The organism is Pedobacter humicola (assembly GCF_056490705.1).
Window position 1 is genome coordinate 505,048 of record NZ_JBWJIG010000002.1, and the last position, 24,971, is coordinate 530,018.

21 protein-coding genes are annotated in these 24,971 nt (G+C 41.1%); 9 read left to right on the forward strand and 12 right to left on the reverse strand.

Translation table 11 applies throughout. The features are described 5' to 3' along the window. Positions 1-31: 31 nt before the first annotated feature. The 7 genes from katG to kaiC form a co-directional block, all read right to left on the reverse strand. Positions 32-2,299, reverse strand: a complete 2,268-nt coding sequence (gene katG / locus AC04Q1_RS05635; protein WP_478362648.1) for a catalase/peroxidase HPI — start codon at positions 2,297-2,299, stop codon at positions 32-34. A gap of 247 nt (positions 2,300-2,546) precedes the next feature. Further along, positions 2,547-3,848, reverse strand: a complete 1,302-nt coding sequence (locus AC04Q1_RS05640; protein ID WP_478362649.1) for a M12 family metallopeptidase — start codon at positions 3,846-3,848, stop codon at positions 2,547-2,549. Positions 3,849-4,184: 336 nt separating this feature from the next. Then, complete coding sequence (locus AC04Q1_RS05645; RefSeq protein ID WP_478362651.1) at positions 4,185-4,544, reverse strand: response regulator transcription factor; 360 nt, start codon at positions 4,542-4,544, stop codon at positions 4,185-4,187. 28 nt (positions 4,545-4,572) lie between these two features. Further along, the gene (locus tag AC04Q1_RS05650) at positions 4,573-6,294 is read right to left on the reverse strand and encodes an ATP-binding protein (protein WP_478362653.1); all 1,722 of its coding nucleotides are present in this window, start codon (positions 6,292-6,294) and stop codon (positions 4,573-4,575) included. 1 nt (position 6,295) lies between these two features. Then, positions 6,296-6,613: a circadian clock KaiB family protein gene (locus AC04Q1_RS05655; RefSeq protein WP_478362655.1), complete on the reverse strand. Its 318-nt coding sequence runs from the start codon at positions 6,611-6,613 to the stop codon at positions 6,296-6,298. A 1-nt stretch (position 6,614) separates the two neighbouring features. Beyond that, positions 6,615-6,902, reverse strand: a complete 288-nt coding sequence (gene kaiB, locus AC04Q1_RS05660; RefSeq protein ID WP_478362656.1) for a circadian clock protein KaiB — start codon at positions 6,900-6,902, stop codon at positions 6,615-6,617. Continuing rightward, on the reverse strand, positions 6,902-8,653 hold the full coding sequence (gene kaiC / locus AC04Q1_RS05665; RefSeq protein ID WP_478362658.1) for a circadian clock protein KaiC: 1,752 nt from the start codon (positions 8,651-8,653) through the stop codon (positions 6,902-6,904). Before kaiC ends, kaiB begins: the two co-directional genes overlap by 1 nt. Positions 8,654-9,039: 386 nt before the next feature. Between kaiC and AC04Q1_RS05670 the strand changes: the two genes are divergently transcribed. From AC04Q1_RS05670 to AC04Q1_RS05690, 5 genes are all read left to right on the forward strand, one after another. Beyond that, complete coding sequence (locus AC04Q1_RS05670; protein ID WP_478362660.1) at positions 9,040-10,098, forward strand: DUF5694 domain-containing protein; 1,059 nt, start codon at positions 9,040-9,042, stop codon at positions 10,096-10,098. Positions 10,099-10,243: 145 nt separating this feature from the next. Beyond that, the gene (locus AC04Q1_RS05675; protein ID WP_478362661.1) at positions 10,244-10,624 is read left to right on the forward strand and encodes a hypothetical protein; all 381 of its coding nucleotides are present in this window, start codon (positions 10,244-10,246) and stop codon (positions 10,622-10,624) included. A gap of 77 nt (positions 10,625-10,701) precedes the next feature. Continuing rightward, entirely contained in the window at positions 10,702-15,063 is a 4,362-nt protein-coding gene (locus AC04Q1_RS05680; RefSeq protein WP_478362662.1) for a CusA/CzcA family heavy metal efflux RND transporter, read from the forward strand. A gap of 6 nt (positions 15,064-15,069) precedes the next feature. Continuing rightward, the gene (locus tag AC04Q1_RS05685) at positions 15,070-16,212 is read left to right on the forward strand and encodes an efflux RND transporter periplasmic adaptor subunit (RefSeq protein WP_478362664.1); all 1,143 of its coding nucleotides are present in this window, start codon (positions 15,070-15,072) and stop codon (positions 16,210-16,212) included. Positions 16,213-16,249: 37 nt separating this feature from the next. Next, positions 16,250-16,822, forward strand: a complete 573-nt coding sequence (locus tag AC04Q1_RS05690) for a cytochrome b/b6 domain-containing protein (RefSeq protein ID WP_478362665.1) — start codon at positions 16,250-16,252, stop codon at positions 16,820-16,822. 234 nt (positions 16,823-17,056) lie between these two features. Here the strand turns inward: AC04Q1_RS05690 and AC04Q1_RS05695 are convergent, their stop codons facing one another. The 3 genes from AC04Q1_RS05695 to AC04Q1_RS05705 form a co-directional block, all read right to left on the reverse strand. Beyond that, positions 17,057-17,278, reverse strand: a complete 222-nt coding sequence (locus AC04Q1_RS05695; protein WP_478362667.1) for a hypothetical protein — start codon at positions 17,276-17,278, stop codon at positions 17,057-17,059. A 315-nt stretch (positions 17,279-17,593) separates the two neighbouring features. Further along, positions 17,594-18,442, reverse strand: a complete 849-nt coding sequence (locus tag AC04Q1_RS05700) for an NAD(P)-dependent oxidoreductase (RefSeq protein ID WP_478362668.1) — start codon at positions 18,440-18,442, stop codon at positions 17,594-17,596. 145 nt (positions 18,443-18,587) lie between these two features. After that, positions 18,588-18,944, reverse strand: a complete 357-nt coding sequence (locus tag AC04Q1_RS05705; RefSeq protein WP_478362670.1) for a DUF488 domain-containing protein — start codon at positions 18,942-18,944, stop codon at positions 18,588-18,590. A 203-nt stretch (positions 18,945-19,147) separates the two neighbouring features. Here AC04Q1_RS05705 and AC04Q1_RS05710 point away from each other — a divergent pair, with 203 nt between their 5' ends. Then, on the forward strand, positions 19,148-19,873 hold the full coding sequence (locus AC04Q1_RS05710) for an SMUG2 DNA glycosylase family protein (protein ID WP_478362672.1): 726 nt from the start codon (positions 19,148-19,150) through the stop codon (positions 19,871-19,873). Positions 19,874-19,999: 126 nt separating this feature from the next. Here the strand turns inward: AC04Q1_RS05710 and AC04Q1_RS05715 are convergent, their stop codons facing one another. Further along, positions 20,000-20,389 (reverse strand): hypothetical protein, encoded by a 390-nt coding sequence (locus AC04Q1_RS05715; RefSeq protein WP_478362674.1) that lies wholly within the window; start codon positions 20,387-20,389, stop codon positions 20,000-20,002. Positions 20,390-20,743: 354 nt separating this feature from the next. On the opposite strand from AC04Q1_RS05715, the gene AC04Q1_RS05720 reads away from it, so the two are divergent. Both AC04Q1_RS05720 and AC04Q1_RS05725 read left to right on the forward strand, forming a co-directional pair. After that, positions 20,744-22,531 (forward strand): hypothetical protein, encoded by a 1,788-nt coding sequence (locus AC04Q1_RS05720; protein WP_478362675.1) that lies wholly within the window; start codon positions 20,744-20,746, stop codon positions 22,529-22,531. Between the two features lie 150 nt (positions 22,532-22,681). Continuing rightward, positions 22,682-23,056, forward strand: coding sequence for a TlpA family protein disulfide reductase (locus AC04Q1_RS05725; protein WP_478362838.1), 375 nt, complete (start codon positions 22,682-22,684; stop codon positions 23,054-23,056). Positions 23,057-23,173: 117 nt separating this feature from the next. On the opposite strand, the gene AC04Q1_RS05730 is transcribed toward AC04Q1_RS05725, so the two are convergent. After that, the gene (locus AC04Q1_RS05730; protein WP_478362676.1) at positions 23,174-23,599 is read right to left on the reverse strand and encodes a hypothetical protein; all 426 of its coding nucleotides are present in this window, start codon (positions 23,597-23,599) and stop codon (positions 23,174-23,176) included. A 469-nt stretch (positions 23,600-24,068) separates the two neighbouring features. Here AC04Q1_RS05730 and AC04Q1_RS05735 point away from each other — a divergent pair, with 469 nt between their 5' ends. Further along, positions 24,069-24,512, forward strand: a complete 444-nt coding sequence (locus AC04Q1_RS05735; protein ID WP_478362678.1) for a hypothetical protein — start codon at positions 24,069-24,071, stop codon at positions 24,510-24,512. The last annotated feature ends 459 nt before the right edge of the window (positions 24,513-24,971 follow it).

Here is a 24,971-nt window from a genome sequence, read left to right on the forward strand (position 1 = left end):
ATGCCCTTATATTTTTGAATTATATTTCAGATTACTTCAAATCAAAGCGATCGGCATTCATCACTTTATTCCAGGCAGATACGAAATCTTTTACAAATTTCTGCTGCGCATCCGAACTTGCATACACTTCAGCAATGGCCCTTAGTTCTGAATTGGAACCAAAAACAAGATCGGCACGGGTTGCGGTCCATTTTGGCTGTCCGGTAGCACGGCTGCTACCCATATACAGTTCTTTATCTTCGGCAATTGCTTTCCATGCGGTTTCCATATCCAGCAGGTTTACAAAAAAATCGTTGCTTAACTGCCCTGGTTTATCCGTTAAAACGCCATTTTTTGAACCGTCAAAATTGGTAGCCAATACACGTAAACCGCCTACCAATACGGTTAATTCGGGTGCGGTTAAGTTAAGCAACTGGGCTTTATCAATTAAAAATTCTTCAGTAGAAACCGGAGATTTTGATCTGCGGTAATTCCGGAAACCATCAACAACCGGCTCCAAATAACCGAAAGATTCAATATCGGTCTGTTCTTGCGAAGCATCTGCCCTGCCAGGTGCAAAAGGAACCGAGATGCTATGGCCTGCAGCTTTTTCTACTGCCGCGGCACCAGCCAATACAATTAAATCGGCCAAAGAAACTTTTTTGCCATCAATCTGCGCACCATTAAATTCCTGTTGAATTTTTTCGAGCGCAAGTAATACTTTTTGCAATTGCGCCGGATTGTTCACTTCCCAGTCTCTTTGAGGCAATAAACGGATCCGTGCACCATTGGCGCCCCCACGTTTATCAGAACCGCGGAAGGTTGAAGCTGAAGCCCATGCGGTAGAAACCAGTTCGGTTACACTTAAACCGCCCGACAACACTTTTTCTTTCAATACAGCAATATCACTATCATTGATGAGTGCATGCTGAACTGCCGGGATCGGATCTTGCCAAAGCAATTCTTCCTGTGGCACATCAGGACCAAGATAGCGGGCTATCGGGCCCATATCGCGGTGGGTAAGCTTAAACCAGGCTTTGGCAAAAGCATCAGCAAACTGATCGGGGTTTTCTAAGAAACGTCTTGATATTTTTTCGTAAGCCGGATCAAGTCGTAACGCAAGATCGGTAGTAAGCATGGTTGGCAAATGTTTTTTCGATCCGTCAAAGGCATCAGGAATAATGGCTTCTGCATTTTTAGCAACCCATTGGTGTGCACCGGCAGGGCTTTTCGTTAATTCCCACTCAAATTTAAAAAGGTTTTCGAAGAAATTGTTGCTCCATCGGGTTGGCGTGGTGGTCCAGGTTACTTCCAATCCGCTGGTTATGGCATCGGCACCTTTACCAGATGCATAACTGTTGTTCCATCCTAAACCCTGGCTCTCTATACCGGCTGCTTCAGGCTCTTTTCCAACATGATCGGCCGAGGCTGCACCATGAGTTTTACCAAAGGTATGTCCGCCTGCAATTAGCGCAACGGTTTCTTCATCATCCATGGCCATACGGCCAAAAGTATCGCGGATATCTTTAGCGGCAAGAATTGGATCCGGGTTTCCGTCTGGTCCTTCGGGGTTCACATAAATCAATCCCATCTGTACTGCCGCAAGTGGTTTTTCTAAATTACGGGAGTGCACATCACCATCTGCATCATCATCCGTTACCACCACACCGTGTGCCTTATTGGCACCGTCCGAACCATGTGCATAACGAAGATCTCCACCCAACCACGTGGTTTCCGAACCCCAATATACCGATTCGTCTGCTTCCCAAACATCCTCACGTCCACCGGCAAAACCAAAGGTTTTAAAACCCATCGATTCTAAAGCGATATTACCAGTTAGGATCAATAAATCTGCCCAGGAAATTTTGTTTCCATATTTTTGTTTAATTGGCCAAAGTAACCGGCGGGCCTTATCAAGGCTCACATTATCCGGCCAGCTGTTTAGTGGTGCAAAACGTTGTAACCCTGCACCTGCCCCTCCTCTACCATCGCCTACACGGTAAGTACCGGCACTGTGCCAGGCCATACGGATAAACAAACCACCATAATGACCAAAATCTGCTGGCCACCAATCTTGCGAATCGGTCATTAGTGCATGAAGGTCGGCTTTAAGCGCATCCAGATCAAGGCTTTTAAAGGCTTCGGCGTAATTAAATCCGCCTTCCATTGGGTTGGATAAGCTGGAATGCTGACGCAGAATGCTCAGTTTTAACTGCTTTGGCCACCAGTCGTTATTTCTGGTACCGCCACCACCTACATTGCTTTTCATGCTGCCGTTGTGAAATGGGCATTTACTGATATCGTTTGCTTCGTTTTCCATATGTATAATTTTGTTAGTGAATTATTATTCGTCCTGATGGGTTTGACAGGAATATTATAAATTTAGAAAATTGGAAGAACTAATCACAATCATTTAATTCTATAACGAAATAGTTAGAATCTATTAGGTTTATGTACCAGCGGTTTATAGCAGATTGAAAGCGGATATCAACTGAAAATAAAAATGCCTCCATCAAGCATTAAACTTTTTGGAGGCAATTGAAACAGAGATATATGGAGATGATTTTTTAAAAAGTATTAAATTTAAATTTCTGGTTATTCGCTCCGCCATAACTCCAGATGTTAAGTAAGGTGCTATTGGCTGTACTGCTTCCGGGAACATCAACATTTTTGGAAGGCACACTGCGTGGCGAAATCAGATAATAACCGCCCGCTTCGGGGGTGATGTTAAACTGTTGTGAAGCGGCACCCGTATTGGTCCTTATTTCCAGTTTTGTGCCATTTGCGATCCCATTGCCCACCACGGTAAGTGCCTTGCTCAGCGCATGTAACGGCGACAGCTTATAATACCCTTCGGCGTTCTTGGTGAGGTTCCACCTGGCATTGTTGGTGTTCCCATCAGTATAAAGAATAATCTGGGTACCGTCGGCAGTGGCACTGCCCGGTACATTTAATAGTTTAGTATTGTCTAATGCGGTAGCAATTTCGTAATTGGTGTTTGCAGCCAGACCCGTGTAGGTAAAGCCGGTATACAGCTGGTTGATGCCCGATATATCTGTTGGCGACATATTGGCTGCAGGATAACTGGTTTGATAAGTAGAGCCATCGAGCCTGGTAATGGTAGGCTGCCCATTGCTGGAGAAGGCATAAGGTTCGTACATCATAATGGATTCGAAATCGAAGTTGCCGTGATCGGTATAACTGGTAACCGAAACCTGGTTAAAATTGAATTCTTTATCATCGGGAATGTTTTCGGGATGAATCACCACATTGCTGCTCTGATCGGTTCTGCATTGCTCATGCATCACACCCAGGGCGTGGAATATTTCATGGATGATAATCCCGGGGGTGTTGTAATTGTATAAATTAAGGGTCTGGGCACCGCCAACCATGCCTACAGCAGAATTGTTGCCTGTAGATTTAACGAAATTGATGTAATTGGCTTGGGAACTCCGCTGAACAAAGGTAAGTGGCGACACCCTGGCAATGTACTGCATCGCTTTTAACGATGAAGCGGTATCTGCGCCCAGATTACTGAGATTGTAATATACTATCGAATTTGTCCAACGTTTAACCAACGAATTCATAATTAATGCCCTTGCTGTAGTAGACATGGCTGCATTATTATTGGCTTTTAACAGATTAAATTGTTGTTCGGTTAGGATCATATCATCTGAGAGATAATAAATACCTTTATCTTCCTTGATCAGGATTTTGTTGCCGCCAAAGTTAAATTCATGCATCTGATCGTTTTTTCTCGCATCGGTTTCTGCATTGTTTTCGTTGATCTGTTTTTTACAACTAAAAACTGACATTGCTAGCAGGATGGCTGCAAATATGCCCAGGCATTTTTTTTTGTTTGTTTTCATGTTTTGTTTATGGTTAGATTGATGATTATTGTGACCGCATTGCTTAACCTTTCCTCTGCCGTTAAGCTCCGGAACCAAAGATTTATGTACCCCTGAATTCTTTCAAAAAAAGCAGTTTACCATATAAAAAAATCAGCCCCGCCCACTTTCACACCACAGTAAACTCACTATACTACAGCTATTTACAAAAAAACATAAACGAAGTTAACAAATACTAAACACCTAAACAGCAAATTATTAACCAAAACAGACCGGATTTTGATTAAAACAGACAAACAAATCAGTCAGATCATAATTATTTAAGATACAGACGGATATGTGCTTCAAAAAAGGTGTTTAAACCAATACCTTTCTAACCCTCATGGTGAGGTCGTCGATATCAAAAGGCTTGGATACGAAATCATCCGGATGACAATATTCTTCCTGGATGGATTTTGCCGCGTGGCTGGCAGAAATCATAATGACCGGAATATGGGAGGTTTTTGAATTGGATTTGACCAGGTGACATAAATACCGGCCATCTACATTGCCCAACAACACATCAAGCAGGATTACGTCGGGTTGATAAGCCGCAACCAATGATTCCATTTCAAGCCCGTTTTTTATTCCAAGAACCTCGAAACCCTCCAGTTCAAAAATCATGACAATGAGTTCCAGAATATCAGTATTATCATCAACTACCAAGATTTTTTTCATGTTAATTTTATTTTCCGTCAAATACGATTTATTCATTTAAAGGAAGTGTAAACGAAAATGTTGTTCCTTCGTTCACCTTGCTCGTTACACTAAGTTTACCACCATGCCTTTCGATGATCTCATGGGAAATATATAAGCCTAAGCCAAGCCCCGAAACCTGTTTCCCTTGTGGGTCTACCTGATAATAGCGGTTAAACAGTTGGGGCAGTTTATCTGCAGCAATACCCTTACCGAAATCTTGTACTGAAATCTCCACACATTTCTGCTCCCGAACCACTGATACTTTAATAATCTCTGATTTAGGGGCATATTTTACGGCATTATTGAAAAGATTAATAAATACCTGCTCTAACCTTTGCGGATCTGCATATACCAGAATCTCACTTTCGCCTTCCAGAACAAGCTTTAATGATGTATCGTGAAAAGCCTGATCGGCGCAGGAAATTACGAGTGTTGCAATATTGATCATCGCTTTATTGAGTGGAAGCGGCCCGTGCTGTATTTTGGAAACATTCATCAGATCTTCAACCAGGTGCACCACCTTGCCGAGGTTGGAATTTGCTTTTTGGACCAGCACAGGAATTTTATCGGAGGTTTGACCGCTCTCCATGACCCGGGTAAGCAGCTGCATAGAGGCTTTAAGCGAAGTTAAAGGCGTTTTAATTTCGTGACTGGCCACGCTGATAAATTCATCTTTTTGCAGTGCCATTTTTCTGCGGTTGGACACGTCGCCGAAGGTCATAACGGTTCCGATAAAATGATTATCCTCCAATAAAGGGCTGGCATTTATAGAAATATAAACCGATTCATTTCTGGCATTTATAATCCTGATTTCCTTGTCATAAATGGTTCCTGACGATTTACCCATTAATGATATTGGATGTTGATGCTTTTCGAGCTGCTCTCCTGCCAGTGAAAAACATGCCTGCTGAAGGGTGAAAAAGTTGCGGGAAGTTATTTCATGATCATTAAGTGCAAATAGTTCCTGAGCTCTCTTGTTGGCAAAGGTTACCTGCCCGATACTATCCAGGATGCATAAGCCCTCTCCCATGGTATGCAGGATACTGGTTAGCCGCTGCTCATTTGACCTTAATACTTCTTCTGCACGGATTTTATCTCTGAGGGTTGATTCGAGTTCGCCCGTTCGCTGTTGCACTGTTTTTTCAAGATTATTATTGAGTTCTTCCGTTGCCTTCCGGGCCGCCTCAAGTTCTTCATTCCTGACCTGCAAAAGTGATTGACTGTATTTTAAATCGGTAAGGTCAGTCAGGATTATGCTGAGCGATGTTCCATCATCCAGCATAAGTGCTTTGAGCGAAATCTGCATGGGTATTTTTTCGAGCCGGCGGTTTTCAAAACTCAGCTCAGCCCGCGTATCTACGTCCCAGGCACCGGCAATTACTTCTTTGGCAAAAACGCGGTCTTCCTCTGTTACCAGATCCAGAAAATAAAGCCCGATAACCTTTTCGAGCGGAATACCCATCAGTTTAGCAAACTGCGAATTACAATAGAGGATCCTTTCCGACCGATCGAGCGTAACCGCACTTTCTGTCATCTGTTCAATAAAAATCCTATAGGTATGATCGGCACTCTTGAGGGTAAACAACTGGTGCCCGTCTTTTCCATTCACCACAAGCGCATCAACTTCACCCGATCTGATGGCATCGATCACATCGTTAGCCTCTTCGAGTGCTACCTCAAGCTGCAACAATCTTTCCTCCAGCGCTATATGTTCTTTAGATTTCGCCATCTTATCCAATTCTTATACCCAGTCCTTTTAATACTTTTTCACGGTCTGAAAAATCACCAATCAATCTTTTTTTAGGATGTGGTGTTTTTTTGATCAGCATCGGAATAGCGGTTATATCCTCATTTTTAACCATTAAAGGCTGCTGATGTGCATCAATGATCTCGAGGTCGTAACGGCCTGTTAAAAATTCTTCGCAGATTTTACGGATATTCTGGATCGCCCTTACCGAAACAGGCGAAGCTCCGGCAATAAAAAGCCTGAGCGAATAAAAATCTTCACTACTATTATCTTCACCATTGCCCCCGATGTTTTCCGCCATATTAACCTATCGTTTTTGAACGGATATCAAGTCCTACCAGTACCTTTTCTTCATTGGAAAGATCGCCAATAATTTTTCTCACGGGCTCAGGCACCTTTTTTACCAAAGTAGGGATGGCAAAAATCTGGTCTCCCTCTGCCAGTTGTGGCTTCACCAACAGGTCAATCACCTCGATGCTATATTTCCCCTTTAAATGTTCTTCACAGATTTTTTTCAGGTTTTCGAGTGCAACAACCGATTTACTTGTTTTCCCGGCTACGTATAGCCGGAGTTCATATAATTTACCCACTATCTTTTCTTTGTTTTAGACGCCTGCTTTCCTGTTGAAGCAACATCCGCGCGGCGAAGATCCGTAATTTTCGACAGGGTTTCGCCCATAATCTGTTTCTTTAAAGCCTCTTCTACATAAACCTTGTTCAGTTCTTCCTCGGCCGATTCGTATTCCGATCTCAGTCCTTCAATCTTTGATTCCAGTATCCTGCGTTTGCGGATGAGTTCACGGTCTTTTCTGCTCACCGCCTGTGCATGGATAATCTCGCCTGTTTGTTCCAACAATACCCTTGCTTCCCTTGCCGAACCGGTTAACACTCCGTCTTCTGATAAAAATACGTCTACCAGATCGAGGCCATGATCGGTCATCACAAATTCACGGATCTGATTAGAATGTTTCATCCCCCTCGATTTCATGATGTAAAGACCACGGTTACGTTCGCCATTGCTTTCGATGTCGCGGATCAGTAACCATGCATCCACCAGTGAAGAAACCCCTTCATCAGTCTGTTCGTTTACGATATTGTTTAGGGTAAGTGCAGTAAACATCACCGTAATCTGCTCAGCCTGTAAAAAATCAATTAAACGTACCAGCATCGTTTTCACTTCACTAACCGAGCCGATAGTAATCAGATTGGTAATGGGATCGAGTACTACAACAGCAGGTTTAAATTTTTTGATCGCTTTATGTATGGCCACCAGATGCATCTCCAAACCGTAAAGCGTTGGGCGTGAAGCGTAAAACTCAAGATATCCACTATCTACATGTTTCTGCAGGTCGAGACCGATCGAACGCATATTCCTGATAATCTGTTTTGGCGATTCTTCAAAGGCAAAAAACAGACATTTCTCTTTTCTTAAACTGCATGCATGCGCAAAACTTGCCGCGATACTGGTTTTACCGGTACCCGCTGTTCCCGAAACCAAAATACTGCTTCCTTTATAAAAGCCTTTATTTCCGAGCATCTTATCCAATGCCGAAATCCCAGAAGAAAGACTTTCTGACGATACCTCTTTATTAAGTTCGAGCGAAGTAACCGGAAGAACAGATATGCCTTCATCATCGATCAAGAACGGATATTCATTGGTTCCATGGACCGATCCGCGGTATTTCACAATGCGCAGCCTGCGGGTAGAGATCTGATTGATAATGCGGTGATCGAGCAGGATCACACAATCTGATACATATTCTTCCAGTCCCTGGCGGGTGAGGCTCTTTTCGCCCCTTTCGCCAGTGATAATGGCGGTAACACCTTTTGATTTCAGAAACTGGAACAGTCTTCTGATTTCGGCACGGATGATGCCTTCATTGCTCATGCCCGAAAACAGGTTCTCTATTGTATCGAGCACTACCCGTTTGGCACCGATACTGTCGATGGCGTAACCTAAACGTATAAATAAGCCTTCCAGATCATATTCTCCGGTTTCCTCTATTTCTGAGCGGTCGATATGTACATAATCGAGTCTGATTTTTTTATCCTTCTCCAATTGATCAAGGTCAAAACCCAGGGAGGCTACATTAGTTTTAAGTTCATCAGCTTTTTCTTCAAAGGCCATAAAAACCCCTGGCTCGTTATAAGATAAGGCTCCCCTAACGATAAACTCGATTGAAAAAAGTGTTTTACCTGATCCGGCTTCGCCACATATCAGTGTAGGCCTACCCGTAGGAATCCCTCCTATCGTAATTTCATCCAGTCCGGATATTCCTGTTAATGTTTTTGAGATTGCGCCCGAAGATTGTTTTTCTAGCTGCATTTTGGATTTAGCCATTCAATACCTTTTAATTGTTAAAACCATCGGATTGCCAGGGCTACCCAAAAGTTATTCTAAACAAACAGGAAATTCAGACAAATGTTTTGTCAGTCAAAAAACTAGATGTTATCCTTTACAGATCATAGTTATAGATAACAGCTAGAAGAAAATGCCAATTTATCCGGATAGATTGGCTTATGAAATAATGTAAACCGACCATTGCTAAACAAAACGGGATCATCAGACATTCATGAATCTCTATACCGGGAAAGATTGGAAAACTTTATTCTTTTCTCATTACATTTTTTCTTCATCAGAAATTTCTATAGATTTATTTAAAGGAACTTAAACGATATCCTTTACGTTGATCAAAAATTAACAGGGCTATACAAATACCTCAACAAATGAAATACGCACACTTACTGTTTATTACCCTGCTCCTGCCTGTCACTATTTATGCGCAAAAAGTAGAGATCTTATTGATCGGTGTTTCCCACAATTACAGCACCTACCCTAAGCAAGATTTTTCGGGTATCTACCAAAAAATTAAAAAGTTTAAGCCGACTGCTTTCTTCGGAGAATTTTTAAGTAAACAAGATGAGCAGAATATTATGGACTACTGGTGTAAGCAGGATAATATTAAGCGCCTTGAACGGCTTAAGAAAAACCGGGATATAAAGCCTGAAGCTATTACAAAAACAATAGACAGCTTAAAAAAGTTAGCTGGAAGACGACCTGAAGACTTTCGCATCAAAACAGATTTGGCGCATGCCTATTACCTAAACCAGGATGTTTCGAATGCCCATTACCAGTTCTGGCAAGTTTACGAAGCGCTCCAGAAATCACCTAACGCTGATCTTGAAAATTATGTAAACAAAATACTGAGCCCAGGTTTGGATACCACCGGCAGAAGTATGAAAAGGCTGAAAACTTCTGAATATGCACGTATTGCTTTTCCACTGATGCAGGAAATGGGAATTACTGAACTGCTTCCGATGGACAGTCAGGAGTATGATTTAAACTGGAACGCATCATGGGCCGCCTTTGATAAAAAATTTAATCTCTTCAGGAAGGAGGCTCCCGTATCTGTTAAAGATGAATTGAAATCCAGTTTAAATAAAATCAATAAAGGATTTGAAAAATATGAGGAAATTGAAAAGACTTCAGAAAAGGTAACCGAATGGTTAAACACAGATGAAGCGGCGATGATTTCTGCTTCAGGAGATTTTTACCTCCCGGAGATGTACCAGCTCGATAATTTCCCTAAAGAAGAGATGCTTTCCAAAATCCATTGGTGGCTGTTGAGAAACAACACGATGTGCGCTAATGTGGTAAATGGGGCGAAAAAGGCAGGTGCGGGGAAAGTAGTCGTAATTGCAGGTGCTAACCATAGAAAATATATGCAGGATATTTTTAAAACCATGCCAGGTGTTAGCGTGAGAAATATCAATGAATTGGATTAAACGTCTTATCAATATCCTCCCCCATCGCTCAAAGATGCTGTAATCGATTTAAATGACTAAACTGGCTTTTGATGGATAAGGTTAAGTAACAGACTTAATAGCTTTACCGGTTTGATCTTCGGGCTGCACTCCCTATATTTGCGGTGTGAACAAAGTTGTCATCTTCCTGATCTTCCCAGTGATCCTATTCAATGCTTCCATCCGGGAGCTTGCAAAGATGCCCCAGCTTATTTCCCATTTTATCCAGCACCATCATCTCGATTCAAATGTCAGTTTCGTCGATTTTCTCGAAATGCATTATTTTGGGGAGGACTTAAATGATAACGACGATGAAGAGGATATGAAACTGCCCTTCAAAAAAATTGATGGCCATCATGTGATCTCGATAGCTGTTCCGTCTGAAAAATTTACGCTGTTAAAAGCTGCTTGTCTTAATCTGTTAACAGATTTCAGCTTCAATTACGAACGCATACATAGTAACCCTACATTTGGAAGCCTGTTCAGGCCACCGATGCTTTTAGCATAATTTCTACTTATTTCTTTTTTTTCAGGGATGGTTCATCCCCCCTGAATATGATGTCGATCCTTTTTAAATAATTTATTATGCTAAATAAGATTATTGGCTTTTCCGTTCGGAATAAGCTGATCATTGCCTTATTTGTTCTCTCCCTCGTGGGTTGGGGAGCTTATGAGGTAACCAAACTACCCATTGATGCCCTGCCTGATATTACGGATAATCAGGTTCAGGTTATTACGGTTTCACCATCTTTAGGTGCTCCTGATATAGAGCGTTTAATTACCTTCCCAATCGAACAATCCTGTAGCAGTATCTCTGGATTAAAACAGATCAGGAGTTTTTCCCGTTTCGGATTATCCCTTGTAACCATTGTTTTTAATGAAGAAACGGATGTTTACTGGGCCCGGCAACAAATTGCAGAGCGCCTACAGCAAGTTCAGCAAGAAATTCCCCAGGGAATTGGCTCACCGGCAATGGCCCCTGTTTCTACAGGTCTGGGCGAAATATACCAATACGTTGTCCGCCCAAAAAAAGGTTATGAAGGGAAATATGATGCCCAGTCTCTCCGGACCATTCAGGATTGGATTGTGAGGCGACAGTTGCTGGGCACACCCGGTGTAGCAGAGGTGTCGAGTTTTGGCGGCCGATTGAAACAGTATGAGGTTGCAGTAAAACAAGACCAGTTAAAGGCTTATGGCTTAACCATTGCCGAAATTTTTGATGCCCTGGAAAAAAATAATGAAAATACCGGTGGGGCCTATATTGAAAAAGGGCCAACCGTGCTGTATATCAGAAGTGAGGGATTGACCACAAGTTTAGCGGATATTGAAAAAATTGTTGTCAAAACGCTCGACAATGGCATGCCTCTACTGATGGGGCAGGTGGCAAAAGTGCAGTATGGCTCGGCAATACGCTACGGGGCAATGACTTACAATGCCCAGGGCGAGGTTGCCGGCGCAGTGGTCATGATGTTGAAAGGTGAAAACTCGTCGGTTGTGGTAAAACGCGTGAAAGAGAAAATTGCCGAGATCCAAAAAATGGTTCCGGAAGGCGTGCTTGTAGAGCCTTTTCTGGACCGGACAAAAATGGTGGATAATGCCATTAGTACTGTAGAAACCAATTTGATGGAAGGCGCATTGATTGTCATCTTTGTTCTGGTATTCTTCTTGGGGAATCTTCGTGCAGGATTAATTGTATCGTCTGTAATTCCTTTATCGATGCTGTTTGCCATTATATTGATGAACAGATTTGGCGTTGGAGGCAACCTGATGTCGTTGGGTGCTATTGATTTCGGTTTGATTGTAGACGGATCGGTAATTGTAGTGGAGGCCATTTTGCACCGCTTTTCCCACAGTAAACATTTCAGGTCGTTGAACCGAATCAATCAGGATCAAATGGATAATGAAGTGGAGAAATCGACAGGCTCGATGATTAAATCGGCTGTTTTTAGCCAGATTATTATCCTTATCGTCTACCTTCCCATTCTATCACTCGAAGGCATTGAAGGCAAAATGTTCAAACCCATGGCCTGGACTATCGCTTTCGCCATCTTGGGTGCATTTATACTTTCTATTACCTATGTACCGATGATGTCGGCTTTATGCCTGAATAAAACCATCAGCCATAAAAAAAACCTGACCGATAAATTGATGGCCTGGCTGGAGCGCAGGTACCAGCCGTTGTTAAGTAAAGTGCTCAGGTATCCCAAAGCCATATTAACAGTTACCGTTTCACTTTTTGCCATCTCTGTCTTCATTATGGGTACACTGGGGGGCGAATTTATTCCACAGCTCGAAGAAGGCGATTTTGCAGTAGAAACCCGTTTATTAACGGGCAGTAACCTGAACAATACGATAGAAACAACACAAAAGGCTTCAAAAATCCTGCTGGGTCAATTCCCTGAAGTGATCAAGATCGTAACTAAAATCGGAAGTGCCGAGGTGCCTACAGATCCCATGCCATTTGAAGCCGGCGATATGATGGTGATCCTTAAACCAAAAAAGGAATGGACCTCCGCAACCTCATTTCCCGAATTGAGTGCGAAGATGACAAAAGCCGTGGAGGTTATCCCCGGAATTACCGTAGGATTTCAGTTCCCGGTTCAGATGCGTTTTAACGAACTGATGACGGGCGCAAGACAAGATGTGGTGTGTAAAATATTTGGAGAAGACCTCGATTCACTCGCCAGTTATGCCAAACGTTTGGGCGGGATCATCGGAACTGTTAAAGGTGCCATTAATGTGTATGAGGAGCAGGTTACCGGAATGCCACAGGTGGTGATCAAATATAACCGCGATGGCATGGCAAAATACGGCATAAACGTTGGCGATGTAAACCGGGTGGTAAATACGGCATTTGCCGGGCAGATTGCCGGTCAGGTTTACGAAGGCGAAAAACGTTTTGATATGGTTGTGCGGCTTGATGAAGCTGCACGGAAAAACATCAAAGATGTAGAAAATTTAATGGTCCTCACCAAAGCTGGTAATCAGATCCCTTTAAGCATGGTGGCAAATATTGATGAGGTCGAAGGTGTAAACCAGATTCAGCGTGAGGATACCAAGCGGAGGATCATCGTTGGCTTTAACGTTAAGGACCGAGATGTACAGTCGATTGTAGAGGAACTTCAGCAAAAGGCCGGGCAAGAACTCAAGTTATCAAAGGGGTATACCATTTCTTATGGCGGTTCATTTGAAAACATGACGGCAGCCAAATCCCGTCTAGCGATTGTGGTGCCCATTGCACTGTTACTCATTTTCCTGCTGCTCTACTTTGCATTCAGCTCTGTTAAACAGGGACTGCTTATTTACACCGCTATCCCTTTATCAGCCACGGGAGGAATATTTGCACTTTGGATCAGGGATTTACCTTTTAGTATCTCGGCAGGTGTTGGCTTTATCGCCCTTTTTGGTGTGGCTGTGCTAAATGGAATTTTATTGGTAACCGAGTTTAACCGTTTAAAAAAAGAGGGCTGGATGGATGTAAAACGAATCGTTATCCACGCCACTAAATCAAAACTCAGGGCAGTATTGATGACCGCCCTGGTGCCATCACTTGGTTTTATACCAATGGCTATTAGCACCGGAGCGGGTGGCGCTGTACAGAAGCCGCTTGCCACGGTAGTTATCGGCGGCTTACTGGTTTCTACCATGCTTACCTTATTTGTTTTACCGATGTTATACATTTTGTTCGAAAAAGGTTTTGGTTATTTTAAACCTAAAAGCAAACTGGCCCTTCTTGTGTTTTTTGTCTTTCTGGGGATAAACCAGTCAAATGCACAGCAGATCAATCTCGATGCGGCTTTAGATACCGCTGTTAAAAACAATGCTTCGCTCCAGGTAGCCAGAACCGAAGTTGAATATTATAAACAATTGAGCAAAAGCGGATTTGATGTCCCAAAAACTGAAGTTGGCTTTGATTATGGAAAACTGAACAGCCTGGCAAACGACAATAAATTTGCACTTGTTCAAAATTTCGATTTCCCAACCGTTTATGGAAAGCAAACAGCTGTACATCAAATCAATGCTCAAATTAGTGAGGTGCAGTTGACCGGTAGAACCTTGTCGCTTAAAACTGAAGTCAAATCGGTGTACTTCGACATTGTTTTACTAAGAGAAAAACGTAAACTTTTAGTGTGGGCCGATAGTGTTTACAGTGCCTTTCTGGATAAATCATCACAACGGTTTAAATCAGGGGATATTGATGTCCTGGAACTCCGAACGGCCGAAAACCAGAAACAGCAGATTGCCAATCAGCTCGAAATGCTGGCCATTGATTATGGGCAGCGCCTGAAAGAGTTCAGGTTTTTATTAAACAGTAACCAGGATTTGGAACCCGCAGCCTCCGATTTAATCTATGCCTTCAATCGGGTTCAAGATCAGGAAACAGGTAATAACCCAACCTTAAAATTAAGTGCGGCGCAACTGGAACTGGCCAAAAGAAACAGATCGCTCGAAAGCAGCAAACTGCTTCCGTCTTTAAGTTTTGGATACAATAACTCGAGCATCATTGGCTGGCAAACCAACAGTTTCGGGACAGAACAATATTTCGATAAAAGCAAAAGATTTTCATCGGTAAGTGTTGGCCTGGGCATCCCTATATTTTTTGGTGCGCAGCAATCAAGAATTAAAGCCGCTAAAATTGCTATCCAGCAAAAAGAGCAGGAATTGGAGGTAACAAAAAAAGCAATTGATCACGAACTCGAAAACGCTGTTCAAAAGCATTTACAATTGGACAAAGTAATCAGGTCGTACCAAAAAATCAGCTTAAGCAATGCCGGTGATATTATCAGGACCGCATCCGATAAACTTAGCGCCGGAGAAATCGCTTATCTCGACTGGGTAATATTAATTAATCAATCTATACAGCTTAAGGCCGAATATTTCGATAAAGTGCAACAGCTAAACAATGCTGCATTTGAAATAGAAAGACTAACAGCAACAGGTAAATAACACAAAATGAAGAATATATTTAAAGTCGGAGTGCTTTGCATGGCTGTATTCACAGCATGTGGCAATCGCGAGAAAACTGAAACGGCGGTTTCTGCCGATACCGTGATCAAATTAGGTGATGACGAAGTAAAACTGACCGCCGCTCAGGTTAAAAATGCGGGAATTGAATCGGGCAGACTCGAAACAAAAGGCATGCACAATACCATTAATGTAAACGGAGTGGCCGATGTTCCGCCCGAAAATACCTATTCGGTTAGTGTACCCATGGGTGGATACATCAAAAAAATGATGCTGATTCCCGGTATGCTGGTGAAAAAAGGTGCTGTTCTCGCCACTGCTGAAGACCAGCAGTACATTCAGTTACAACAGGATTATCTTACCGCTAAAAACAAGCTCAAATTCGCTTCGGCCGATTACACCAGGCAAAAGGGTTTGAACCAAACCAAGGCGGCAAGCGATAAGATTTTTCAACAGACTGAAAGTGAATTTAATAACCAAAGGGTATTGATGAAATCGCTTGCAGAAAAGTTACGGCTCGTAGGCATAAACCCGATAACATTAACCGAAGATAATATCACCAGAAGCATTAAAATTGTGGCGCCCATTAGCGGTTATGTTACGAAGGTAAATACCAATGCCGGAAAATATGTGAATGCTACGGATGTCCTTTTTGAGTTGATCAGTCCGGGTGCATTGCATGCAAGCCTGACTGTTTTTGAGGCCGATGCGGCGAATTTAAAAATCGGTCAGGAGATTATTTGTAGCACGTCGGCCAATCCCGACAAAAAGTATATCGCTAAAATACATTTGATTACCCCAAGCATTGAAGGCGACAGAACCACAAGTGTACATTGCGACATTGAAAATGCTGATGCGAAGTTATTACCGGGTACATTTTTGAATGCCTCAATTTCTGTTTCCAATGCTGTTGTAGAAGCAGCACCAGAAGATGCGATTGTAAAATGGGAAAACAAATATTATGTTTTTGAGGATATGGGCAGTTATCGTTATAAGATGGTCCCAGTTGAAACCGGCGCCAGTTTGGATGGATTTACACAGATCAAAACCAAAAATAAACCGGCAAATATTGTAACCAAAAATGCCTATGCCATTTTAATGAAAATGAAAAACGGTGGAGAAGAAGGTTAATACACCATTTAAATATTGAAAATTTAATTTAGAAAATATGAGAGAAAAACGGTTTAACCTGGCCAGCCGATTAATACATTGGGCAATGGCAATAGCGATACTTTTTTTGCTGCTGACTATTTTTTTAAGAATGGGTTGGATGAACAAAGATCATTTCGGAGAAATATTATCCGAAAGCCTGGCAAAAAAAGGCCTACATATCTCTGCAGCCGATGCGGCTTCCATCGGCAAGGATCTTCGGAAACCCATGTGGAATTACCATGTGCTTACCGGATATGTTTTGATCGGACTCTATCTTATCCGAATGGCCATTACCTGGTATCAGGGTATTGCATTTACCAATCCATCTTCTAAACAGGCAAGCCTTAAAGAAAAATTCAAATCCTGGGTGTATATTGTTTTTTATGTCCTGCTTCTTGTATCATTAACTACAGGTTTCATGATTGTAAATGGACCTAAAAGTGTTAAAGAGCTGATAGAATTTATACACGTCAAATCACTTTATTATGTCGTGCTGTTTATCATCATTCATGTTGTTGGGGTATTTTTGGCTGATCGGGGAACAGACAAAGGCATTATATCAAAAATAATCAGTGGCGACAGAAAATAAATGAGCCGTATTTTTCTGCATAGCACTTAAAACGGAGAGGCTGTAGCGCTATGATACAATCTACAGCCTCTTTGGTTAAGCATGTGATCTAATTCCCCAGCCTAATGATCATTGAAAGAAATTCATCACCTGGGAAAATGATCCTGTTGCTACCACAGCAATAATTTTCGAACTGGATCATCTTATGTCAGATGATCCATTGCATTAAAGCAATCTGTATTGTTGTCACCCGGTCTAGCTATGGTGATTGATCCAGATTTGCATCTGAACGTGGGCCCAATAAAGAGAATCTTCCTGCCCCCATCCGTGCGACATAGCGTATTGATATCCTTCTGACCATGCCGCAAGTGCGTTGGTTGGTGGTAAGGGTTTTAGAAAACTTTTGGCATTGGCCGGAGAAGACATTGAGAATACGGCAAACAAAGCTACAATCCCCGATAAGATAAGTTTTTTCATGATTCGAGTAGATCTTAGATTAATTAAAAATTTATTAATGTAAAACTAGAGATTCATCATCTTAAAAAAACGGCTAATCCATATCCGTAAGTAATGAGCTGACAAATGGGTATTTTGACTTCATTTCCGTAAAACAGGATTGATCAATAAAAAGATAGGCTATTGTATAACACCACTATATTTATGATCCATCCTTTTATTTCATTACAACTGATATGCGCTGAAAACCAATAATTCATTTTTTCCCCCATAGAAGAACATGTGGACTACTGGAGATTTCGCGAATTGTGCCCCTTAATTCAACGTCATATCTAACTAAAGATTATCTTTCGCAATTACACTCCAATCGTCTCCGCCATGTCCTTTAGCGATCCAGTTGTCCATTTCCGAAACCACAGCTGGGATCACGTTGAGTTTCACGCCTGCTCCGTTTGCGGCCTCCATCATTAAACCAGCATCTTTACGCGCCATATCCAGTTCCCATGATGGTTTACTGAAATCACCTGTGAGTATTTTACTGAACCTTGCCGGCACACCCGCTCCAGGGTTCCACGACTCAAACAGTGTGGATATATCGGTAGCCGGAATATCCAATGCTTTAGCCAGTGCAAGCGCGTCTGACAAGCCTGCGTTAACCGAAATCAGAAAAAGATTTCCGACCAGTTTTATGGCGGCGGCTTTCCCTTCTTCCGGACCAAAATTGATCAACTTTCCTGTCATTTTTGATAATTCAGGTGTTAGTTTCTGGATTTCTTCCTGATTGCCTGAAACCAGCATATTCCCGGTACTTTCCAGTGCGTTTGGTGGCCCCATAAATACAGGAGCATGGAGATAGGTAATGCCTTTGGCTTTCCAGGAAGCAGTTCTTTCAATAGCTCCTTTGGCCGAAGTGGTGGTATGGTCGATAATTGTTATGCCTGGCTTAAATCCTGCGCTGGCAGCATCTAAAACTTCATTTACGGTATCATCATCTTTAAGGGTGAGGTGAATGATGTCGACATTTTTCACTGCATCGGTAATACTTTCAAAGGCTTTTGCGCCGTCACTTTCAAGTGCTTTCGCCTTTGATGCAGTTCTGTTCCACACCTGCACCTCCTCTCCTTTGCGGAGCATTGCTTTTACAAAATTCGAGCCCAACAGGCCCATTCCTAAAAATGCTTTCATAGATGTTTTTTTTTGATAAAGGTAGCATCCCTATCCAAAACCTCAATCATATCTATCTTTTTGTTACGCATGATTAGATCAGGATGTAAAAAACTTCACTAATTTGCAGATATATTCAGTAGTTTACAAGGCGATTCGCCTGAATTCAAGCACCAAGCCGTTTGATAAGTGCCTGTTGCAAAACGTGCGCGTTGCTAAGTGCTTCATCCTTTGCAGCAAATACCAGTGTAACTGTTTTAAAGGGCCTTATAAATTCAAGAAAACTTTCCAGACTGTCATCCTCTGAAAGCTCTGCCAGGTATTTTTGTTGAAATTCCCGGTATTTAAGAGGTTCATGGTTATACCATTTCCTTAGCGCTGCTGAAGGCGCAAGCTCCTTCAGCCAATGGTCCAGGTCTGCCTGGGCTTTAGTCAGGCCGCGGGGCCAAAGCCGGTCTATCAGAATCCTTGTGCCGTCACTGGCTGAAGGAGTATCGTATATCCGTTTGATTTTGATCTCCATATTACTAAATTACGACATATTTAGATATACCTGCGTTCCCGCCTGCACTGATATCAATACATTACCGATGTGGATGGATTGCTGATTAGTAACAGACAATAAATGTCAGGATCGAAAAAATTTAACTATAATTTTTTTTGGACTATCCCCAAACCATCTTTTTATATATATGAGCGGTAATAATCCCCAAAAATCAACGATGTATGAGCTTAAAAAATGAATATAGATTTGGCGAAAAGGCAATCCGTTTCGACGAACAGGTAAGGTATACTGGTCTCCCATTACCACCGGGCATCAGGGCAATAAACCCTTACCAGGAAATGCCCCAGACGATGGAAATTGTGAGAACCTTTTACAAAAAATTCTACGATGATCACCAGCAACGGCATCTTATTTTGGGCATCAATCCCAGCAGGCATGGCGCTGGCCTGACCGGAATCCCATTTACAGACCCTAAAAGGCTGATCAGTGCCTGCGGCATTCCCTATACCGGAAGAATGGCGCATGAACTTTCATCAGTCTTTATCTATGAGATGATAACCGCCTATGGTGGGGTAGAAAGATTTTACCGCGACTTCTATATCAACTCTCCCTGCCCGCTGGCTTTCACCTCCATTGATTCACAGGGACGGGAAAAGAATTACAATTACTACGACAGCAAAGCGTTACTGAAGGCTGTAGAAAACTACACTATTGAAAATATCAAAACCTATATATCAATGGGGGTAAATACCCAAACCTGTTTCTGCTTGGGAACAGGAAAAAATAAAGCCTATCTGGACAAGCTGAATGCGGAACATGGTTTCTTTGGAGAAATCGTTGCTCTGGAACACCCACGGTTCATTATGCAATATAAATCTGCAATTAAGTCGGCATATATTGAAAAATATATAAGCGCCCTGTTGAGCGCGAAAGCGGAATCACGGTAAAATCCAGGGCCTATCATCACAATGAGAAAAAAGAGAAACCCCAAGCCATTTATTTACTATGATAGCTTAAAACCGTGGGAGAGCGTTTGCATGCTGTTATACGCTATCGTAATAGCAGGAGTTATTCTAGTGCTTGTTTTTTCTAAATCTGAAACTAGACAGATTAACCGAAAGACTTAATCTATCAATCGGAGAAGACGTACTTGCAATATCCACTATTGTCTCAGTATCAAAAGGTCTGCGAAATGGCATGGATTTACCCACATTATAATTCACAATGCCAGTATGCACCTGCCTAAAAAGGGCCCTTTTTAAAAAGTCCTTTCCTAAAAAATGTTGGAAATTAGAATTTGAATTATCCATATTCTTGCATGCTGTAACCATATCATCAGCATTAAGAACCGTTATCAGCTCTTTCACCTCAGCAATGTCGCTAACCATTTTAATGGAGTCTCCATTCATGATCGCAAGCAAATTGAGGTAAACTAGGGACTTTTTATCACTTAATCTGGTCATCAGCTCTTTCAGTTTTTCAACGAAATATTTAACTGCCTCTTCATGCTCTTTTGCCGAGGTTTGATTTTTCAGCTTTATAGCATATTGAGGACCTTCTAGAAGGGCGAAACCTGGTGGGGAAAGGAGCTTTCCTTCTGCATCGAACGAGAATACAATGGAGGCTTTCGGTGTAGGGGAATTGCGGATTGAGAGAGCATTATCTAACGATTTTTCTATAAAAAAGGGGAGAATTTTTCAATTCTCCCCTAGAGTGGAGCCGAAGGGAGTCGAACCCTTGTCCAGTTGGAGATAAATTATACCTTCTACATTGGCCGACTCTATAAGATCTGGCTCACTGATGAGGACGGCTTACGGTTGACTTTAGAACTAAAAAAAAATGGAGGAAATAGTGCCGATCTAAAATTTGGTCATTGGTCGAGTGCAAAAGAATGTACTAAAAAGGAGCGTGATCCGGATCTTTCTATATTTGATAATCACAACATTCCCGATTTTTTGAAAAACCAATGGATTTCAAATACCAACGCCAATGATTGGTTTATATTAAAGAATCACAATATCTTACATCAATACGGAAAGAAATGGAAAATTTTATGGGGAGGCAGTTATCTCGCCAAGGAATATCGTTTTCTTCTAAAAAACAATAATACATACAGAATTGCCTATTTATACAAGGGCGAGAGCTCATTTACGGTTAGCGACAGGTACGGTAAAGCCACATACATCCCCTATGCTAAATTTCCCATAGTTTATAAATTCCTGGGAAATTGGATTGATGCGGTAAGTAACAAGTGGAAATATGGCTTTTTTGAAAGCTTTGCCATTTTTAACGAAAAGGTCTACCAATATGAGCTGATAAATAAGAAAGGTGGCTATATAAATATTTCACTGCATAACGGATCCGAAAATAAAAGCTTAAAATTTAAGCTTTTGAACGATAGCACAGCAGAATTTTCGGAAGGCGGAAACCTAGTAAACGCTTACCTTTTTAAATCAGCCCTTAAGCCTGATAAACAAACAGATACAACCTCATTCCGCGATACCCATTTTGCCGGACTGGATACTGCCGTGATATCAGGCTATTTGCGAAATTCACCATCAAATCAACCGTTTTCAGTTATGGTCAGTAATGTATTAACTGGGAAAGAGGAAAGATTTTACGCCGACCTTGATTCAAACGGTTTTTTCAGACTTAACCTGCCGCTGCTGAATACCAGCTTTGCTGTATTGGATTGGGGAAGGGCTGGATCTGGAAAATTTGATGCTATTGAACCTGGTGAACATATCTTTTACTTCGAAGATTTTCGCAAGAAACAGGTATTGGTTATGGGTAAAAACGCAACCTTTCATAATCAGATCATTAATTTCAATCTCATACGTCCACTCATTGTTACAGATCAGGTCTGGCGCTCATTGGATACCAGTAGCTACCAAAAATTCCTGGAAATATGTAAAAAGACAAATGAACAGGCGCTTGGGTACCTAGGTGCATATTTATTAACAAATCCAAATGCCAGCAAAAAATTCAAGTATTTTGTATCAGAATATTACCGGTTCGATCTAGGAAAAGAATTACTATCACGACGTTTTCGGGTTACCGGAGAGAGCGGATTTCCCAAACCATATTTCCGCTATATCTCTGATACTCTCTATAAAAACACGCCACCAGTTCCATCTATCTTGATCAGAGAATTTAATTTTTTCAAGAACGAATACTATAATTATATCAGAAGCAAGGAACCGCAAATTAGTGTTAGTTTTGATGAGGTTTTAGGGGAATTGCTCAGCAATAATCTTATTCCCGCAACAAGTGCCGAAAAGGATGCTATAATGGAACAAATCCAAGTAAAGGACATCCCAAGCGTGAGTAAAAACACAATAAGAGCTAAACCATTCCCATCTTTAAATCCGAAAACATTGAAATTGGCGAATGCATTTCGAGAACGGCACCAAGATAAAATCAGTATGGCGGTCAGTGAAAAACTATCGAGACTGTCGAATGAAAAATATAAAATATTTCTTCAGACTTTGCCAAATGAAGATTTTAGAAACCTTTTTTACGTACAGAAACTTTCTGATTACTATTCGGTGAATAATAGTGCTATGCCACAAAAAGAGTTCAACTACTCAATAAACCAAATTTAGAACGAATTTTACCGATCTGAAATTATCAAAAAACAAAATTTTTATGTCAACTTAACCAAGGTTGATATTGAATATTCAGAGAGCCTCAAAAGAACAGAACACCTGAAGTCAGCAAATAACGCCGACTCTATCTTCAAAGAACTTACCGGTATTTATAAGGGAAATATAATTTATATTGACTTCTGGGGTACTTGGTGCGCACCATGTCTAAAGGAAATGAAATATGTGAAATCAGTCAGGGATTCCCTTGTTGGAAAAAAAGTCATTTTCATGTATTTTGTCAATAACTCTTCGGAGGTTTCCTGGAAAAACATGATCAAGGAATTTGGCTTGACAAGTAATAATACAGTTCATTACCGGCTACCTGAACGTCAACAAGTCATATTAGAAGATAGGCTTTCGATTACCAGTTTTCCCACCTACATGATCATAGATAAGGAAGGCAATGTGAATACAATGAAAGCTCCCAGGCCTAGTGATGGCAAAGAAATGGTGGCATACATTAATAAATTGTTGGACAGATGATTTGATCTGTTTGACCATCTAAACATCCGATCCATTTTCTAAAAAGTACAGTTGAGAAAGGTTTTCAAGATTCTTTTATATTTTTATGCTAGGGTAAGTAAAACGTGAATAGATTTTTTACTTAATGATTAAAAAAAAGCCTCCCGTTTTGTTTTTTGGATTATAATTAAAATCGATCATCGTCCTTTTATCCTTGTTCTCTTTCCATGGATCAGTTAATTTGTAAAACAGAATAGGCTGCTCTAAGAAATAGCGTTCTGAATCATAATAGATAGAGCCGATGCTATGGTCACGTAAAAACTTAATAAGTGGCGCTTTTGGAAGAAAATGTCCAGAGTCTTCAATCAGATCCCTTCCCACTTTCACTTTGATAGCAGCAATATTAAGGTTGTTGCTCAGATAAATTTTCCCAATAGTAATGTTATTCAGTAAACCCGCTATAATAAGTACTGCTAAAATCATTTTACCAGTTGTATACCGTAAGTTGATCCTTGAAGCAAGATAAATAGAGAAAATGATATATATCCCCAAATAATATCTCATGGAGTTATTTGTTGTAAACAGAGAAAAAATGCACAGATATGAAATGATCATAACCGCTGGGATCGAAGCTTTCCCTCCGTTTTTGATATCCTGAAAAAGAAAGTAGGTTATCGCGCCCATAACAGTAATTCCGCAGACAATAAAAACAATTTTAATAAACCAAGGATGGGGATAAGAGTAGACATGCGTTAACAGTTTATAATTACTAAACACCTCCAATAATGCCAGTCCATGATAGTGAAGAAAATTCAACAAAAGGCCGAAAACTATCATTCCAAGAATATAGTTTTTAAATCCTGAAGTTATGTTGGCACGGATGGACGGAATTTTGCGCATAAATGATATCTGAACGAGGAGTAACAACGCTATGCCCAAAACAAAAAAATAGGTTGCACTGGACCAAAAACTGCCAACACCATATTTCATCAACAAGAATATCAAGGTTAAATTTACCAGATTAACCGAAAAAATGATGATCAGTTTTATAAAGATGAAATCTCTTTCCAAAAAGGTCCAAGCTAGCAGCCCAACAAAAGCTGATATGGGTATACATAAAAAAATAACGTGGTTATATGTCCCCAATATATTAACCAATAGAAACAGGAACGTCCATCCAGAATTATCCTTTTCTATATTTTCTATTATCTTTAATATACTTATAAGTGCCAGGGATAAAAAAAACAGCGTAAAAGTATTGACCTCCCATGCGATCCTAGGAGAAATTAATAAGAGCGACGACTGTAAAGCTATAACCAAAAACAAAATTACGGTATCCCTTTTCTCAATGCCCCATGCCAAGATAAGTAGCGCAAGAAAATTTAAGGCCGGACCAGCAATCCTCAAACCAAATAAGCCTGTTCCAAAAATTTTAAATGAAAGAGCTGAAGCAGAAGATTGGAGGATCCCCGTATAGCTGTTCATTCCAAGCAGATGAACTTTCCCGTGATGCAGATAGCTATTAGCTTCTATTCCCATCCAGGCCTCATCCCCATGGAGACCCGGAAGATCGACTATCCTAATATTCCAGCATAACAGGATGTAAATAAGAAAAATCAACAAAAAAATGCACCTAAAAAAACTTCTGGAAAAAAAAACAGTCCTCATCGGCTATCGGGATTTTTGATTTTTATAAAAAAGTACTTTATGATTTTAAACCAGTGAGAAAAGGACTTATATTGCAATTACATTCAACCATTACTACAAAAAAACAAAATATCTGAAATGACAGAGGGGAAATTAAAGCTATATATTGGTATATCCATCCTTTTTTTGGTTGTTTTAATAAACCTGGTCCATGCGTGGAATTATTACGATATCGAAACAATTGATCTTCCTGAGTTTTATATCTGGCAGAGCAAATAAAACCGGCTGC